At 31.2% G+C, this 16,374-nt stretch carries 14 protein-coding genes; 7 read left to right on the plus strand and 7 right to left on the minus strand.

Annotated elements, in window-relative coordinates; all coding sequences use genetic code 11:
• Positions 1–51: 51 nt before the first annotated feature.
• Both ACQY1Q_RS14830 and ACQY1Q_RS14835 read right to left on the minus strand, forming a co-directional pair.
• Positions 52–2,100: a M16 family metallopeptidase gene (locus tag ACQY1Q_RS14830; RefSeq protein ID WP_431006107.1), complete on the minus strand. Its 2,049-nt coding sequence runs from the start codon at positions 2,098–2,100 to the stop codon at positions 52–54.
• Positions 2,101–2,119: 19 nt separating this feature from the next.
• A complete protein-coding gene (locus ACQY1Q_RS14835) occupies positions 2,120–3,436 on the minus strand; it encodes a M16 family metallopeptidase (protein ID WP_431006108.1) in 1,317 nt (438 codons plus the stop codon).
• 223 nt (positions 3,437–3,659) lie between these two features.
• Here ACQY1Q_RS14835 and rplU point away from each other — a divergent pair, with 223 nt between their 5' ends.
• From rplU to ACQY1Q_RS14855, 4 genes are all read left to right on the plus strand, one after another.
• Positions 3,660–4,277: a 50S ribosomal protein L21 gene (rplU, locus tag ACQY1Q_RS14840; protein WP_431006109.1), complete on the plus strand. Its 618-nt coding sequence runs from the start codon at positions 3,660–3,662 to the stop codon at positions 4,275–4,277.
• 37 nt (positions 4,278–4,314) lie between these two features.
• Positions 4,315–4,575, plus strand: coding sequence for a 50S ribosomal protein L27 (gene rpmA, locus ACQY1Q_RS14845; RefSeq protein ID WP_431006110.1), 261 nt, complete (start codon positions 4,315–4,317; stop codon positions 4,573–4,575).
• Between the two features lie 369 nt (positions 4,576–4,944).
• Positions 4,945–5,679 carry a LytR/AlgR family response regulator transcription factor gene (locus ACQY1Q_RS14850; protein WP_431006111.1) on the plus strand — a complete coding sequence of 245 codons (735 nt, stop codon included), beginning with the start codon at positions 4,945–4,947 and terminating at the stop codon, positions 5,677–5,679.
• Positions 5,680–5,685: 6 nt separating this feature from the next.
• A complete protein-coding gene (locus ACQY1Q_RS14855) occupies positions 5,686–7,611 on the plus strand; it encodes a tetratricopeptide repeat-containing sensor histidine kinase (RefSeq protein ID WP_431006112.1) in 1,926 nt (641 codons plus the stop codon).
• Here ACQY1Q_RS14855 and dinB read toward each other — a convergent pair.
• Complete coding sequence (dinB, locus tag ACQY1Q_RS14860; RefSeq protein ID WP_431006113.1) at positions 7,608–8,690, minus strand: DNA polymerase IV; 1,083 nt, start codon at positions 8,688–8,690, stop codon at positions 7,608–7,610. The two genes, ACQY1Q_RS14855 and dinB, sit on opposite strands and share 4 nt — an antisense overlap.
• A 64-nt stretch (positions 8,691–8,754) precedes the next feature.
• The gene (gene rseP, locus ACQY1Q_RS14865) at positions 8,755–10,101 is read right to left on the minus strand and encodes an RIP metalloprotease RseP (protein ID WP_431006114.1); all 1,347 of its coding nucleotides are present in this window, start codon (positions 10,099–10,101) and stop codon (positions 8,755–8,757) included.
• A 160-nt stretch (positions 10,102–10,261) separates the two neighbouring features.
• On the opposite strand from rseP, the gene ACQY1Q_RS14870 reads away from it, so the two are divergent.
• The gene (locus ACQY1Q_RS14870; protein ID WP_431006115.1) at positions 10,262–10,939 is read left to right on the plus strand and encodes an SCO family protein; all 678 of its coding nucleotides are present in this window, start codon (positions 10,262–10,264) and stop codon (positions 10,937–10,939) included.
• A gap of 121 nt (positions 10,940–11,060) precedes the next feature.
• Here the strand turns inward: ACQY1Q_RS14870 and ACQY1Q_RS14875 are convergent, their stop codons facing one another.
• Together ACQY1Q_RS14875 and ACQY1Q_RS14880 are read right to left on the minus strand one after the other, a co-directional pair.
• On the minus strand, positions 11,061–11,402 hold the full coding sequence (locus ACQY1Q_RS14875) for an SdpI family protein (RefSeq protein ID WP_431006116.1): 342 nt from the start codon (positions 11,400–11,402) through the stop codon (positions 11,061–11,063).
• Between the two features lie 3 nt (positions 11,403–11,405).
• Positions 11,406–12,731 (minus strand): serine hydrolase domain-containing protein, encoded by a 1,326-nt coding sequence (locus ACQY1Q_RS14880; RefSeq protein ID WP_431006117.1) that lies wholly within the window; start codon positions 12,729–12,731, stop codon positions 11,406–11,408.
• Between the two features lie 89 nt (positions 12,732–12,820).
• Here ACQY1Q_RS14880 and ACQY1Q_RS14885 point away from each other — a divergent pair, with 89 nt between their 5' ends.
• Positions 12,821–14,032 carry an aminotransferase class V-fold PLP-dependent enzyme gene (locus ACQY1Q_RS14885; RefSeq protein ID WP_431006118.1) on the plus strand — a complete coding sequence of 404 codons (1,212 nt, stop codon included), beginning with the start codon at positions 12,821–12,823 and terminating at the stop codon, positions 14,030–14,032.
• Between the two features lie 75 nt (positions 14,033–14,107).
• Here the strand turns inward: ACQY1Q_RS14885 and ACQY1Q_RS14890 are convergent, their stop codons facing one another.
• The gene (locus tag ACQY1Q_RS14890; RefSeq protein WP_431006119.1) at positions 14,108–14,809 is read right to left on the minus strand and encodes a Bax inhibitor-1/YccA family protein; all 702 of its coding nucleotides are present in this window, start codon (positions 14,807–14,809) and stop codon (positions 14,108–14,110) included.
• Between the two features lie 404 nt (positions 14,810–15,213).
• Between ACQY1Q_RS14890 and ACQY1Q_RS14895 the strand changes: the two genes are divergently transcribed.
• Complete coding sequence (locus ACQY1Q_RS14895; protein ID WP_431006120.1) at positions 15,214–16,254, plus strand: M43 family zinc metalloprotease; 1,041 nt, start codon at positions 15,214–15,216, stop codon at positions 16,252–16,254.
• Positions 16,255–16,374 lie beyond the last annotated feature (120 nt).

Below are 16,374 nucleotides of genomic sequence, written 5' to 3' on the forward strand. Positions count from 1 at the left end.
TTAAACTAACACAGTTTAAGCTCTTAACTTTTATAGGTTGAGAATAATTAATTATTGAAAATCGGCATCAGAAACCCCTTCGTTAATTTTTATTTCTTTAGTAATAAACTCAATTTTCATAGGTCCCATTGCTCGGGTTGTTTTATGAGGAAATTTAACTCCGTTTACTTCTTTATAATCTGAGAACGTAACCGGAATTTTTATTTCACCTTGAGGTCCTTTTGCTGTTTTTTCTTCTTTTACCTTTAATCCGGTTTTAACATCATAAAAGATTTCACTTTTATCGACTTTAATTACATATGCATTGTTACCGTCAATAAGTTCAATTCTGTCTAATTTTCCTTTTTTATAAGCCTCATCGGGGAAAGGAGTAGATGAATTTTTAGCTTCTTCTAATTCTTCTCCTGATAATTCTTTTTTCTGACCTCTTCCTTCTTGATATCCTTTAGTACCGTCAAAGACAGATTTTTGCATAACATTTCCCATTACAGATACAGTTGAAGCCTGTTTGTTAGGTTTCGCTACTTTCATTACTAAGCTTACAGGAGTTCCTTGAATGCTTGCCTCAGAATTAATTGCTAAAGATTTTATGGCATTTACTTTATCAGCACCTCCAATTGCTTTATAGTAATTGTTAATAACAGCCTCAGCAGTTACTCCCTCAGGAATAGGTAAGCTCATTTCAGGTTTAGACGTCGGATTACCATTTACATCAAAGTAATTGATTTTATAATCAGCTGTTTTTTCTAAGTTCTTTAAAACTTCAATGCCTTTACCGGTTATTACAATTCTGGCTTTATCACCTTTAAAATATTTTATGGCAGCATTTTGTATGTCATTTAATGTAACTGCATTTATATTTTTTAAATAATTTTTATAGTAATCTTCAGGTAAATTATTCGTTAAAATATTTAAAGCATAAGAAGCAATAGTGTTTGGGTTTTCCACATTTCTTACAAAACTACCAATGTATTTAGCCTTTGCTATTTCTAATTCTTCCTGAGTTGCTTTTTGATAACGAATTTTGTTGATTTCTTTCATTGCTTCAACCATAGCACTATCAGTTACAGCGTTTCGTACAGAAGCAGAAGCTTTAAAACGAGAAACATATCTGCTAGCACCAATACCTGAATAAGAACCATAAGTATAACCTTTATCTTCACGTAAGTTTTTATATAACCTACCGGTACCACCACCACCTAAAATTTGATTAGCTAATAAAGCAGCATAGTAATCTTTATCACCCATTTTTAAATCTACACTATTAATAATTGATAATTCAGATTGTACTGCATTGGGCATATTAATAAAGTCTATTTCAGTAGTTTCAGGGTTTTTTACTTCCGGTAATGTTTGTGCAACAATATTTCCTTTTTCCCAAGCTCCGAATAACGTTTCAATTTGAGGTTTTATTTTGTCAAATTCAACATCACCAACAATTACTAAATAAGCATTGTTAGGTTTGTAGCTTTTATTGTATAAATCTTTTACGTCTTGTAACGTGATATTTTTTAACGTTTCTTCAGAAGTAAACTCTCCAAAAGGATGATTCTTACCATAGGTTAATACTCCTTCAACTCTTCCGGCAATGGCAGACACGCTATTTTTGCTAGATTTAATTCCATCTAGAGCCTGTTTCATTTGTTTGTCAAATTCTTCCTGAGAAAAAACAGGATTAAAAGCAGCATCGGTCATTAATTTTAAAACTTTAGGAAAGTATTTAGCTAATGAACTAGCTCTTGCACCTTCATCCCAGAAAGATACATTGGCTCCTAAAAAATCAACCTCTTCATCAAATTTTTCTTTTGGAGTATTTGTAGATCCTGTTCCTAACATTCCGCTTAATAAATTTTCAACTCCTTTTTTATTTCCGTAAGAAACAGGAGGATTGTCAATTGTTAAGGTAGCAGAAACTCTAGGTAATTTATGATTTTCAACAACTAAAACTTGTAATCCGTTATTTAGTTTGAATTTTTTAGGAGTACCAATATTAATTTTTGGTGCAGGTCCCGGTTTTGGTTGTTGAGTTCTATCAATCTGCGCTGAAACAGTTAATGATAGAAATAATATAGTAACGATAGATAATATTTTCGTTTTCATTAAAATTCAGTTTAGATGATTATTTCTTTTTTGGTAAATACTCAATTACTACACGACGGTTTTTTGCTAAATACTTTTTAGCAACCTCTCTGATTTCTTCTTTGGTAATAGAGTTAATAACGTCTAATTCTTTGTTAATTTGGTTGGTATTACCTACTAACATATAATTTCTTGCTAATGTGTTAGCAATGCCTTCAACATTAGAGTTTGAAGCAACAAAATTGTTTTCAAATTTATTACGAACCTTTTGTAAATCTCTGTCAGAGATTAACTCTGTTTGTAATTTATAAATCTCCTCATCCATTTCTTTAATTAAATCATCTAAAGGAGTATCACCTGACGGTAACGCAGCAATAACATAAACGCTATAGTCTTCTAAGTTTCTGGCAAATGAGATAACCTGAAAGGCTTTCTTTTTATCATCAACTAACTTTTTGTACAATCTAGAACTTTTTCCATTACTTAAAATTGTAGAAATTACATCAAGTACTTTAGAATCTCTTTCTTTCATAGAAGGAGTTTTGTGAGCTAATATAATGGCTGGTATCTGAATGTTTGCATCGTATTCTTTAACTCTTTTTTCTTGAGTTCTTTCCGGTTCAACAACTTGTTCACGTTTAGGAAGTGTACGAGCAGGAATTGGTTCAAAATACTCTTTAATTAATTTTTTAGTATTCTTAACATCAATATCACCGGCAACTACAAGAACAGCATTATTTGGCATATACCATTTATTATAAAAAGCTTTAAATTCTTCTAATTTAGCAGCATCTAAATCTTTTATATACCCAATCATTGGTCTACCATAATTATGTTTGTCAAAAATATGATTGTAAACATCACCGTAAATAATTTTTCCATAAGGAGCATTGTCCATACGTTGACGTTTTTCCTCTTTTACAACCTCATTCTGAGTATCAACGGCCTTTTGGTCAATAATCGGGTGCATTAATCTTTCCGATTCCATCCATAAACCTAATTCTAAATTGTTAGAAGGAAAAGTTTCATAATAATAAGTTCTGTCCCAGTTTGTATTAGCATTACCGGTACCTCCATTGGCTGCTTCTATTTTATTCCACTCACCACGTTTTATATTTTCTGTTCCGGTGAATAGTAAGTGCTCATAAAAATGCGCCATACCTGTTTTGCCATCTACTTCATCCTTAGATCCTACATGATACATAACACCAATAGTTACTACAGGAGCAGAGTTGTCTTGATGTAAAATAACATGCATTCCGTTCTTTAAATTATACTCTTCAAAACCAACTTTCTGAGCGCTTGCAGAAAGAGCAAGAGCTACTGTTGCGGTAAGAGTCAAAATATTTTTTTTCATTGACTGCTATTTTATAGTTTGTTTTTAATATCCGGTTAATATGACGTGGTGGGAGGTGTTGTGTTACAAAATAAAGACTATTATTTTTTGAAAAGAGAAAAATAAACAATTAATGCTTTAATTTTCTGTTAAGTAGGTGGTTTCGTAAATAAAAATATGTATATTTGCACCCGCAATTTCTTTAAGAACTTGCAAACCAAAGTATAAACGCAAAATTTAAAGTATGTACGCAATCGTAGAGATAGCAGGGCAACAATTTAAAGTAGCAAAAGACCAAAAAGTTTACGTACACCGTTTACAAGAAGCTGAAGGTTCAAAAGTAACTTTTGACAAAGTAATGCTTATTGAAGATAAAGGTAACGTAACTATTGGCGCCCCAGCTATAGAAGGTGCAGGTGTTACTGCAACAGTATTAGGTCACTTAAAAGGTGATAAAGTAATCGTTTTCAAGAAAAAAAGAAGAAAAGGTTACAAGAAGAAAAACGGTCACAGACAATACTTAACTGAAATTCAAATTGAAAGTATTGCTGGATCAGGTGTTCAAGCAGCTCCTAAAAAAGAAACTAAAAAAGCAGCTCCTAAAGCTTCTGCAAAAGGAGATGATTTAAAGAAAATTGAAGGAATTGGTCCTAAAATTGCTGAAACATTAGTAGCAGCTGGAATTTCTACTTTTGCTGAATTAGCAAAAACTGATGCCGCTAAAATTGCTGAGATTATTGCTGATGTTCGTGGAAACCACGTTACAGATACTTGGCCAAAGCAAGCTTCTTTAGCTGCTGAAGGAAAGTGGGATGAATTAAAAGAATTACAAGATAAGTTAGACGGAGGCGTTGAAAAATAAATCCGTATAAGTTTAACCTAAAAAAAACTGAAATAAGATGGCTCATAAGAAAGGTGTCGGTAGTTCGAAGAACGGTCGTGAATCGGAATCGAAACGTTTAGGTGTAAAAATCTTTGGAGGACAAGCAGCTATTGCTGGTAACATTATTGTTCGTCAAAGAGGAACTCAACACAACCCTGGAGAAAATGTATATATGGGAAAAGACCATACATTACATGCTAAAGTTGACGGTGTTGTAAAGTTTGAGAAGAAGAGAGATAATAAGTCTTATGTTTCTGTAGTGCCGTTTGAAGCATAAGAAACATTGATTTTATATGAATTTAAAAAGCTGTCTTGTACAAGACAGCTTTTTTGTTGTATTATATATACTATTACTGTGTAGTATATAAAAAGAAAAAGCACTACAATTGTAGTGCTTTTTCATTTAATTATCATTATTGATTAATCCCCCAATTATCAAAATGATTCCCCTTGTATATTACACTACAAATATGAAGCTAAAAAATAATTTTATAAAAGCTTAATGTATAATTTGCATAACTTGATGTGTAAATGGTATTTTAAATATTATAGTAGGTTTAAATGGAGATGTTTTTGAATGAAAATCAAAACGTTTCGATTTTATTTTTAACTTTTTATAGGTTACATTTGATACAAAATGCATAGTATGTTAAAAGCTGTTATTGTAGATGATGAACCTAAAGCCATTCAAGGTCTTACTTGGGAGTTATCTAATTTTAGCGATGATTTGGAGGTAGTAGAAACCTTTACAGAAGCAGAAAAAGCAATAGAGTATCTTAACTCACATTCACTTGACTGTTTGTTTCTAGATATTGAAATGCCAACTATGGATGGATTTCAGTTATTAGAAAAGCTTGATAAAAAAGATTTTGCAGTTGTTATAACCACAGCGTATAACGAATATGCAATTAAAGCCCTAAAAAATCAGGCTATCGATTATTTGTTAAAGCCTATTGATTCTGATGATTTGGAAGAAACTTTAAACCGAATAAAAGCATACCATTCAAAAACCAATAATTCAAATAAGTTTGCCCAAATACTATCGAGTTTTAATAAGCGATTTAATCGACGAAAAATTACATTTAACACAGATGGTAAACTTATCTTTTTAGAAGAATCTGAAATCTTATTTGTTGAGTCTGACGGAAATTACAGCTCAATTTACACTACGAATAACAAAAAAATAGTGATTACTAAAAAACTTAAAGAGGTTAACGCCTTATTACCCGAAGATCATTTTTTTCGAATTCATAATTCATACATTATTAATTTGAATAAAATAAAAGAGTTTTTAAAATCAGATGGTTATGTAGTTTTAGAAAATAATCATAAAATACCCGTATCAAGACAGAAAAAATCTGACTTTTTAGATAAATTTTAAAGTTTAATGAAAAAGTATCTTCCCTTAATTGTTCTTCTAATTGGTATTGATTTTTGTGTGTACTCTCAAAAAAAATCGGTTAAAAATGATAGTATTATAACTGCTTTTTTTCAGAAAAAATTTACTGATTACTTTGAGGTTCAAAGCTATTTTAGCAATCTTAGATTTAATAAAGCTGAAATAGACAAGTTACTTGACGAAAGTTTGAGTGCCAATAATGCTTATGGTGAAATATATGCTTATAACTTGCTTGGGAGAGATTATAGAAACAAAACGTTGTATAAAGAGTCTATTGAAAATCATGTAAAAGCCTTAGAATTATCCAGACATATTAAAGAAGTACCCGCAGAAATTATCACATTAAATATGATTGGAGTGGTGTATAGAAGGCAAGACAAAATAAGAAGTGCTTTAAACTACCATCAATATGCCTTAGAACTGGCTAGTCGATTTGATCCTCCTTCATCAGATATAAAGAAAAGTAAAAGTATTTCTGAAAATAGTATAGGTAATATATATCTGGCTCTTAGACAATACAAATTGGCTCTTGAAAAGTTTGAAAAAGCAATGGAAACTCAGTATGAGTTAAATGATAAAAGAGGATTGGCTATTAATCATCAAAATATAGGATTTGCCTTTCAAAATTTGGGAGATATTGATAATGCTCTTGAACATTACTATAAATCACTTCAGTATAATAATGAAATAAAATCTACCTTAGGAAAGGTTATTTGCCATAACAGTATCAGTAATATTTTGATATTAAAAGGAGAATATGAAAAAGCCCTCGAAACGATTATTGAGGTTAAAGAGTTAGCGAATGAAATAGGAAACAATTACTATATATCAGATGTGTATAATACCCTAGGTTATTGCCAGATAAAAATGGGTAATTTAGAAGAAGCTGAGCAAAATATTACCAAAGCTTTAGATACCGGTTTAAAATATGGAATACCTGCAAATATAAATGCATCGTATGAATACTTGTCAGAAATATATAAGGTAAAAGAAGACTATAAAAAAGCATATGAATATTATAAAAAAGCTATAGAAGGGAGCAAAAAAACGTTTAATGATAGAAATGTTTTATATGTAAACAACCTGATTAATAAATACGATAATGAGGTTAAGAATAATCAGATAAAAAGTTTAGCTAAAGAAAATGAAATAACAAGACTTAAACTAACCCGTAACAGGAATGTTTTAATTATTGCTTTGGTTTCTATAGCGCTTTTTGGTGTTTTATTATATGCTATATACGGACAAAGATTGTTAAGTAATGATAAGAAAATATTAATGTTAGAACAAGAGGCACTGCAAAGTCAAATGAATCCTCACTTTGTATTTAATGCTTTAAATTCAATTAAATTATACATTATTAATAACGAGCAAAAAAATGCTGTTTATTACTTAAATAAATTCTCAAAACTTATTAGAAGTATCTTAGAATCTTCTAAAACAAAGGAAATTAGTTTACATGAAGAATTGAAAACAATGAATTTGTATATGAGTATTGAGAATATTCGATTTTCAAATGAAATAGATTATGTAGAAAAAATTGATGAAGCAATTAATTTAGAAAAAGTAAAAGTACCGCCTTTAATACTGCAACCGTTTTTAGAGAATGCTATTTGGCACGGATTATCATCAAAAAAAGGAGAGAAAAAAGTGGTGTTAACCGTCTCAAAAATCTCAGATGAATACATTCAAATTGATATTGAAGATAATGGTATTGGTAGAGAAGAAGCTTTAAAAATTAAAACAAGTAAATCATTAAAAAGAAAATCAATAGGTATTGAGTTAACTAAACAAAGGTTGAGAAATTTTACTAATGAATTTCAAAATAACTACTCATTAGTATATACCGATCTGATTGATAAAAACGATAATCCGGCGGGAACAAGAGTCTCTTTAAAAATGCCTTTATATTAAAAATCAAAAGAAAGTTGTACCCAAACAGGTTCTTTTTTTTCGGTATCTAAATTACTGAAAGAAATACCCAATAATCTTACAGATTCTCTTAAACTATCTTGATATAGTAATTCTTTAATCAAAGGCATAAAATCTTTTTTTAAGTAAATATAGTCTGTTACGGTTTTACTTCTGGTTTGCTGAGTAAAATCACTATACTTAATTTTTAAGGTAAGCGTTTTTCCTTTTGTTTTTGAAGTAAGCATTCTTTGCTCTAACTCGTTGGCAATACTATCTAAACGCTCTAACATATAAATTTCCGAAGAAATATTATCACTAAAAGTTCTTTCTGCTGCTATTGATTTTCTGGCTCTGTCCGGCTTAACCTTGCTATTTTGAATACCTCTTACAATGTTATAATAATGTAATCCTGATTTTCCAAATAAAGTTGTAAGTTCATCTAAGGTTTTTTGTTTTAAATCCAGTCCTGTGAAAATTCCAAGATTGTACATTTTGGCAGCAGTAACCTTACCTATGCCGTAAAATTTATGTATAGATAGTTTTTCTAGAAATTCTATAACTTCATCAGGTTTAATTGTTTTCTGACCATTAGGTTTGTTAATATCAGAAGCTACTTTGGCTAAAAATTTATTAATAGAAATACCGGCAGAGGCACGTAAGCCTATTTCATCCCATATGCGTTGACGAATTTCTTGCGCTATTAAACTGGCAGACGGATTTCCTTTCTTATTATCTGTAACGTCTAAATAGGCTTCATCTAAAGAAAGGGGTTCTACTAAATCAGTGTAATCATAAAATATAGCTCTGATTTTCTTAGAAATCTCTTTATACCTTCCAAAACGAGGTTTTACAAAAATTAAATGAGGACATTTTTGTTTGGCTAAAACGCCACTCATAGCCGATTTTACGCCAAATTTTCTGGCTTCATAGCTGGCGGCAGAAACGACACCTCTAATTTCATTACCACCAACAGCAACCGGTTTACCCTGTAATTCAGGATTGTCAAGTTGCTCAACAGATGCATAAAAAGCATCCATATCTACATGAATAATTTTTCTATGCGGAGGTTGGAGTTCCATACAGTAAAAATAAAAAAACTCCCGAAGATAATTTTTCGGGAGTTTGCTTTTTATGTTTTTAAAACTAGAAGAATTTTCTAAATATATCGTTTCCGTTGGCAAAAAGAAGTAAGGCAAGTAATAAAATAAACCCGGTAATTTGAGCATATTCTAAAAACTTATCACTTGGTTTTTTACCGGTTATCATTTCCCATAAAGTAAACACTACATGTCCACCATCTAAAGCAGGAATAGGTAGTAAATTCATAAAACCTAACATAATAGAAAGAAAAGCAGTAATATTCCAGAAAGCGTACCAACTCCATTCTGAAGGAAAAATACTACCAATAGAAATAAAACCTCCTAAACCTTTATAAGCACCGGTACTAGGATTTACTATTTTTTTAAGCTGTTTTACGTAGTTGGCTAAAGTAGTCCATGCCTTTTTAGTTCCTGCAGGAATAGCTTCTGTAAACGAATACGACTTACTGGCTAATTGGTAGTACCCTAATTTTTCTAAATCAGGTAAAGATAAACTACCCAAAGCAACTCCTAAGGTAGCCTTGTCAGTTACACTAACCGGTACAGTTACCTTATTGCTTTCACGATTTACAATAACATCAATTTTTTGTCCTTTATATTTTTCTAACAACTCTTTAGCCTGATCAAAATAGGTAACAGGCTCACCATTAATAGCAATTATAATATCTTTTGGCTGTAAACCACTGTTAAGGTTAGGCGAATCTTTAGAAACTTCTGCAATAACAAAAGGATATCTTGGAGTAATAAAGCTACCTGCGTTTTTGTCTCTATCAACTAATTTTGAAATAAAATCTGTAGGAATTTCTTTTTGAATAGTTTCACCATTTCTATTAATAGTGTATGTATTTCCGTTAATAAACTCAATAGGAAGTTCACCAAACCTCTCTATTTTTTTACCGTCAATGCTTACAATTTTATCTCCGGTTTGCAAGCCTAAATTGGTAGCAAGTTCATCCTGAACCCAAATACCATCTTTTACATTATCATTAGGTAAAAACTTTTCACCATAGGCCCATAATAAACAAATGTAAATTAAGATACCTAAAATAAAGTTTACGGTAACCCCTCCTAACATAATAATTAATCGTTGCCAAGCCGGTTTAGATCTGAATTCCCAAGGTTTTGGTTCTTCTTTCATTTGATCGGTATCCATACTTTCATCAATCATTCCGGAAATTTTAACATATCCACCTAACGGAATCCAACCAATACCATATACCGTTTCTCCTATTTTCTTTTTAAATAATGAAAACTTATAATCAAAAAATAAATAAAATTTTTCTACTCTGGTCTTGAATAGTTTGGCAGGGATGAAATGCCCTAATTCATGCAGAACAATTAATAATGATAAACTTAAAATAAATTGTGATGCTTTTATAAAAATTTCCATAAATGGGGTGTTTCTAAAATTTAAAATCTGACAAATGTACGTTTTTAAAAAGAGTTCTAAAAGTTTGTTGTGCGTGAGAACTTTTGTTTTAACAAACTTTTTAAATTAAGCGTGTAATATAGCTGTATTTCATCGTATTTTTGCATAAAATTTTATAAGAATGGATTTAAAATTCTTTAAAAAGTCAAAAAGTACCTTTATTTTTTTTCTTGTTTTTACGGCAGTAGGCATACCGGTATTTTATCATTTGGTAAAAGTAGAAGATAAATTACCTATTTATAGCCCGGCAGATGTAAACCCTAAACTGGTTGATGCATCGGTAAGAAATAAAACTAAAAATCATACAGTAGCAGATTTTACTTTGATTAATCAAAATGGTGATACCATTACACAAAAAGATTATGAACATAAAATTTATGTAGCTGATTTCTTTTTTACACGCTGTCAAACCATTTGTATACTTATGGCAAGTAATATGACGGAGTTACAAGAGCATTTTAAAAATGATGAGGATGTTATGTTTTTATCACATTCAGTAACCCCGGTAATGGATAGTATTCCGGTACTTAAAGAATATGCAGAAAGAAAAGGAGTTGTTGATGGTAAATGGAATGTAACTACCGGAGACAAAAAGCATATTTATGAGTTGGCACGTAAAAGTTATTTTGCAGTTTTAGATGAAGGAAATGGTGACGAGAATGATTTTATTCATACAGAAAACTTCGTATTAGTGGATAAAGAACGACGTATCAGAGGGATTTATGATGGAACTAAGAAAGAAGAAATGCAAAAAATTATTAATGATATAGCCTTGCTAAAAGAAGAGTATACAAAGTAATTTTAAACAATTCAGACCGCCTTATTTTACTGGGTTTAAGTAATAGATAAAAAAGATGCTTATGTTTTAATTAAAACATAAGCATCTTTTTTTTAAATAATTTGATATACTATAAAACCAGCTATTTCTTATTGCCCTCCTCATCAAAATTTTTTGAAATTTCTTGCTCTGTTTTTATGACAGACACGGCTAAAGAAAGTAACATAATAGCCATCGGTTGCCAGCTTATTTTTTTTGATATAAAGACTAAAATTAAAGCTGCTACTAAAGATATAGCAGAATAAATAATAAATTGTTTAGTAAAAAAACGGTTGGCAAAATGCCAAATAGTTTCATTTTTCATGGTTTTTGGAGTACGGTATCCGTAAATTGAATTTATTTTCTTAGGAGGAAAAAAATAAAAAATAATACTGAATATAAAGAGTAAACCATTGATAGATAATACGTAGTAATACGAATTCATGCTTTAGTTTTTTATAGATGAAATAATATCTTTCAAAAATACATTAATATCCGCATTTTTAGTCAGTCCCATTCTAACAATAACCATTTCCTGATCAGGTAAAATAAAAACATTTTGTCCTTGATAACCGTTAAAAGAAAACATGTTTTTGGGTACATCAGGATAACGATTACCTGCATTTAACCATATTTGAGCTCCGTACCAATCATCAGAAGTAGGTGTAGGCGTGGTAGCATAATCTACCCAGTCACTGTCAAAAATAGAGGTGCCGTTCCAATCTCCGTTATGTAAGTATAAAAGCCCTAATTTAGCCCAATCTCTCGGCGTAGCCCAAGCATAAGAAGATCCTATATAATTACCACTCATATCAGCTTCAATAACCATAGAGTTCATGCCAATTTTATCAATTAAAGCACTATACCAAAAATCCAAATATTCTTGATGCGTAGTAAATTGTTTACGTAAAATACCAGATAGTAAATTAGTGGTTCCTGATGAATAATTCCAGGTTTCATTAGGCTTACCTACTAAAGGTTTGTTAATTTGAGTAGCCGTAACATCCTTTTCTAAAAACAACATCTTAGTTACATCAGAAATTGTATTATAATCCTCATCCCACTCTAATCCGGAATTCATTTGCAATAAATTATGAATCGTAATATTCTTACGGTCATCATTTTGCCAAGCCTCTATAGGAGCTTTATCATATACATTTATTTTTCCTTTACATTGTAAAATACCAACTAAAGTACCGGTAATACTTTTAGTCATAGACCAGCCCAACAATTTAGAATCTTTTGTAAAACCGGAATCATATTTTTCAGCTATAATATGGTCTTTATATAAGACTACAACAGCTCTGGTTTTATTAACACTGTTAAAAATTGAATTAACGGCAGTATTTAATTGATTGTAATTAATAGAGTTGAAAACAGTATCTTTTTGAGGTGCATTTCCGTACGGATAGGGGGTTGTCATATCCGGTTGTGCTCTGTGAGGAACCAAAAAAGGTTTTGAAGTATCAAAATCATCCGTAATTAAAACACAACCCAAACCATCTCTGTAAATAGCTTTTCTGGTTAGTAAACCAAAAGCAGAACCTGTTGCCGATTTTTCTTCGCGGTTAATCTTATCAGAAGTTAAATTAATAGGAGAAAAATTATTATCGGTACTATCTGTAAAAGCTAATGTTCTACCGGCTAAGTATACAGAAGAAGCCATGTTTTTAGCAGAGTACCCTGCCAAGATGTTTAATTTAGGATAGTTGTAATAAAAAGCAATGGCTAAAATAATTAAAATAACCAAGAGACTTCTTTTTAATAATTTCATTGTCAACGTTTTTAGCAAATGTAATAATTTAATTGATTGTTCTCATTTTTAAAATGCAAGCCTTACCTTTGTTTTAAATTAGTGAGTATATGTTTAACATAGAAAAAATTCGAGCAGATTTTCCGATTCTTAACAGAAAAGTTAACGGGAAACCTTTAGTATATTTTGACAACGGAGCAACTTCTCAAACCCCTCAGGTAGTTATTGATGCTATTGTTGATTACTATTCAAATTATAACGCAAATATTCACAGAGGAGTACATACGTTAAGTCAAGAAGCAACAGATAAATATGAAGAAGCCCGAATTAAAGTACAAAAGCACTTTAATGCAAAACATTCATATGAAATTATATTAACAGCCGGAACCACACACAGTATTAATATCGTAGCTTCAGGCTATGCCTCTTTATTAAAAGAAGGAGATGAGGTTATTGTATCAGCATTAGAACACCATTCTAATATTGTGCCTTGGCAAATGTTATGTGAAAAAACAGGAGCAGTATTAAAAGTAATTCCTATGGATGAAGATGGTGCTTTGCGAATGGATGTTTATCACGAGTTATTGAATGCGAATACTAAACTAGTTTTTTGTAATCATGTATCTAACGCATTAGGTACTATTAATCCTATAAAAGAAATTATACATGCAGCACATAAGTTTGGTGCTTATGTTTTAATTGACGGAGCACAGGCCTGTCCTCATATAAAACCGGATGTGCAAGAATTAGATGTTGACTTTTATGTAGCTTCTGCTCATAAAATGTGCGGACCAACCGGTGTTGGAGTGTTGTATGGCAAAGAAGAATTGCTAAACCTATTGCCACCATACCAAGGAGGTGGAGAAATGATAGAAACAGTAACTTTTGAAAAAACTACCTATGCTGGACTTCCTCATAAATTTGAAGCAGGTACACCAAATATTTGTGGAGGAATAGCTTTTGGAGTGGCTATAGACTATATGAATGCCATTGGGTTTGATGCCATAGCTAAGCAAGAAAATGAATTATTAGTATACGGAACACAAGAGCTTGAAAAAATAGAAGGCTTAAAAATTTACGGAACCACCCATAAAACCTCAGTTATTTCTTTCAACTTAGAAGGAATACATCCGTATGATGTAGGTACAATATTAGACAAACTTGGAGTAGCGGTAAGAACAGGACATCACTGTGCACAACCCATTATGAATTTTTTCTGTATTCCGGGTACCGTAAGAGCATCATTTGCTTTTTATAATACAAAAGAAGAAATAGACATCTTAGTAAATGCGGTTAAAAAAGCCAAAATGATGTTAAGTTAAGTAAGAAGTAAATAAAGAATAATAAAAAAGCATTGGTTAACCAATGCTTTTTTATTGATTAATATTTTTTAGTGGTTAATCTCTCGATAAAAAGATTTGAATTACATACCAAAACAATAACATTAAAGAAGCAAATAAGCCTAAAGCAGCCGGAATGTAATCATCTGTTGAAAACTTATGTACTAAATTAGATGTTTGGTATAAAATAGAACCTCCTGCAAGTACACACATCCCTACTGAAAACCATAAACCAAGATTAAAACCAAAAATTGCTCCGGCAATTATTAAGGCAATTGCAATAAAAAAACCAACTGTTAATCCGGCTCTTATAAACGAAAAATCTTTTTTGGTAATAAATACAATTGAAGAAATTCCGGCAAATAAACCTAAAGTAACTATAGCCGCTTGTTTTAGTAAATCTAAACTATTAGTGTAGCTGATAGCAATAAATATAAGAGGGATAAAAATAAAAGCTTCAGCAAAAACATAAAGAGCATAGGCTAAGTATTGCATGTTTTTATCAGATGTTTTTAAAGCAGTACTTTCAGCATAGTTAGTCACAAGCATAAAACCACCTAATAATAAAAGCCACTTATAACCTTGGGTCATAGATAAGGCAAAGTCTACCAAAGTAGCACTTTGTAAAAATAAAAACTCAAAAACTAAAAATAAAAAAACACCTCCGGCTACATGTGCGTATGTTTTTTTATAAAAAGCTATTCTTTCTGTTTGAGATACTTGGGCAACTAAAACTTTGCTATTAAATGAATTTTCCATAAATCGTTATTTTTTTGTAAATATATTTATAAAAAACGATTCTACAGAATGAATAAATTAACAAGAAAACAAGATGTGTTTGGAATTCAACAAAAGGGGGTGTTTTTGTTTGTTTTTTCAATGTGTAATGACTTGATTTGACGTTTTTTGAGTTTTTATTTGTTTTTGTTGCGAAAAATTTAAAAGAGGTAAATACTCTCTTACAAGTGAATTTTAAAGGGATTTAGTGTTGTTTTTTGTGTTAAAAAAAAGTATTTTCATCATTAAAAAAAAGTTATATATTGGGAATCGTTAAATAAACCCTTCTGTTTTTGTTTAAATAGCAAAAAATTAACTCCTTTTTAACAAAGGGGTGGTAGAACGGTTTTTTTCATAAACATTTAATTAATTTTTAATTTTTAAACATGAAAAAAATTCTTTTTACAATGGCAGTAGCTGTTGCTGTTTTAGTGGGATGTCAAGATGAATCAAAAAACGATGCTCCATTAACCCAAGAACAATCAATTGACATGAGTGACTTTTACTTAGAAACTGAGGAAAATAATTCCAGAGGTGCTAATGACCAATGTCATTCTATGAAAGTTTTAAACCGTCAATTAAAAGAAAACCCAAAGTTATACAAGAAAATGTATAACATCGAGTATGCTACAAGAAAATTAACTGCTGGTAAAGGGAAACCAGGAGGTAACACCGGAGGTGGTGATGTAGATGTTGCTCCAATTGCAGACGGATTAGGAGTTATCAATATTCCTGTGTATGTACACGTAATCTATAGCAATTCAAATGAAAACATAAGCGATGCTCAAATTGCTTCACAAATTAGAGTATTAAACGATGACTATAGAGGAACTAACAGTGACTTAAATTTACCATCAGGAACTACTTTTGAAAACGATGTAACTGATGCTGGTTTCTCTTTCACTTTAGCAGGTACTTTTAGACATGCTAACTCAAAAACTTCATGGGGAACTAATGATGCAGTAAAATCTGCTTACCCTCCTATTACACCGGAAACTCACTTAAACGTATGGGTTTGTAACATAGGTGGAGGTATTTTAGGATACGCTCAATTCCCAGGAGGTAACTCTTCTACTGACGGAGTAGTATGTGGTTCTCAATATTTTGGAGATACAGGATATGTATCAGCTCCTTTCAACAAAGGACGTACTATGACTCACGAAATCGGACACTACTTAAACTTACGTCACATTTGGGGTGACGGAAGATGTCGTCAAGATGACTTCGTAGCTGATACTCCTTCTTCAGACGGACCAAACTACGGTTGTCCTTCTTATCCAACAACTAACTGTCAAAGTCCAGATATGACTATGAACTACATGGACTATACAGATGATGCTTGTATGTATATGTTTACTGACGGTCAAAGAAACAGAATGAGAGCTATCTTCCAATCTGGAGGATCTAGATCTTCAATGATCAACTAAAAAATAATTAAAAGGACACAACACTGTGTCCTTTTTTTCAATAAAATGTCCCGTCCTAAAATAAGTTGACACAAATTAGACTTATTTTATGAATACGAGTCCACACAAGAAAAAGCGCAC

Source organism: Tenacibaculum sp. TC6, assembly GCF_050606265.1.
GTDB lineage: Bacteria > Bacteroidota > Bacteroidia > Flavobacteriales > Flavobacteriaceae > Polaribacter.

Coding starts and splice junctions, on each gene's coding strand:
- ACQY1Q_RS14875 (WP_431006116.1), bottom strand. CDS start 11,402: ATGAATTCGTATTACTACGTATTATCTATCAATGGTTTACTCTTTATA.
- rseP (WP_431006114.1), bottom strand. CDS start 10,101: ATGGAAATTTTTATAAAAGCATCACAATTTATTTTAAGTTTATCATTA.
- ACQY1Q_RS14830 (WP_431006107.1), bottom strand. CDS start 2,100: ATGAAAACGAAAATATTATCTATCGTTACTATATTATTTCTATCATTA.
- ACQY1Q_RS14870 (WP_431006115.1), top strand. CDS start 10,262: ATGGATTTAAAATTCTTTAAAAAGTCAAAAAGTACCTTTATTTTTTTT.
- ACQY1Q_RS14885 (WP_431006118.1), top strand. CDS start 12,821: ATGTTTAACATAGAAAAAATTCGAGCAGATTTTCCGATTCTTAACAGA.
- ACQY1Q_RS14890 (WP_431006119.1), bottom strand. CDS start 14,809: ATGGAAAATTCATTTAATAGCAAAGTTTTAGTTGCCCAAGTATCTCAA.
- ACQY1Q_RS14880 (WP_431006117.1), bottom strand. CDS start 12,731: ATGAAATTATTAAAAAGAAGTCTCTTGGTTATTTTAATTATTTTAGCC.
- ACQY1Q_RS14850 (WP_431006111.1), top strand. CDS start 4,945: ATGTTAAAAGCTGTTATTGTAGATGATGAACCTAAAGCCATTCAAGGT.
- rplU (WP_431006109.1), top strand. CDS start 3,660: ATGTACGCAATCGTAGAGATAGCAGGGCAACAATTTAAAGTAGCAAAA.
- ACQY1Q_RS14855 (WP_431006112.1), top strand. CDS start 5,686: ATGAAAAAGTATCTTCCCTTAATTGTTCTTCTAATTGGTATTGATTTT.
- ACQY1Q_RS14835 (WP_431006108.1), bottom strand. CDS start 3,436: ATGAAAAAAAATATTTTGACTCTTACCGCAACAGTAGCTCTTGCTCTT.
- dinB (WP_431006113.1), bottom strand. CDS start 8,690: ATGGAACTCCAACCTCCGCATAGAAAAATTATTCATGTAGATATGGAT.
- ACQY1Q_RS14895 (WP_431006120.1), top strand. CDS start 15,214: ATGAAAAAAATTCTTTTTACAATGGCAGTAGCTGTTGCTGTTTTAGTG.
- rpmA (WP_431006110.1), top strand. CDS start 4,315: ATGGCTCATAAGAAAGGTGTCGGTAGTTCGAAGAACGGTCGTGAATCG.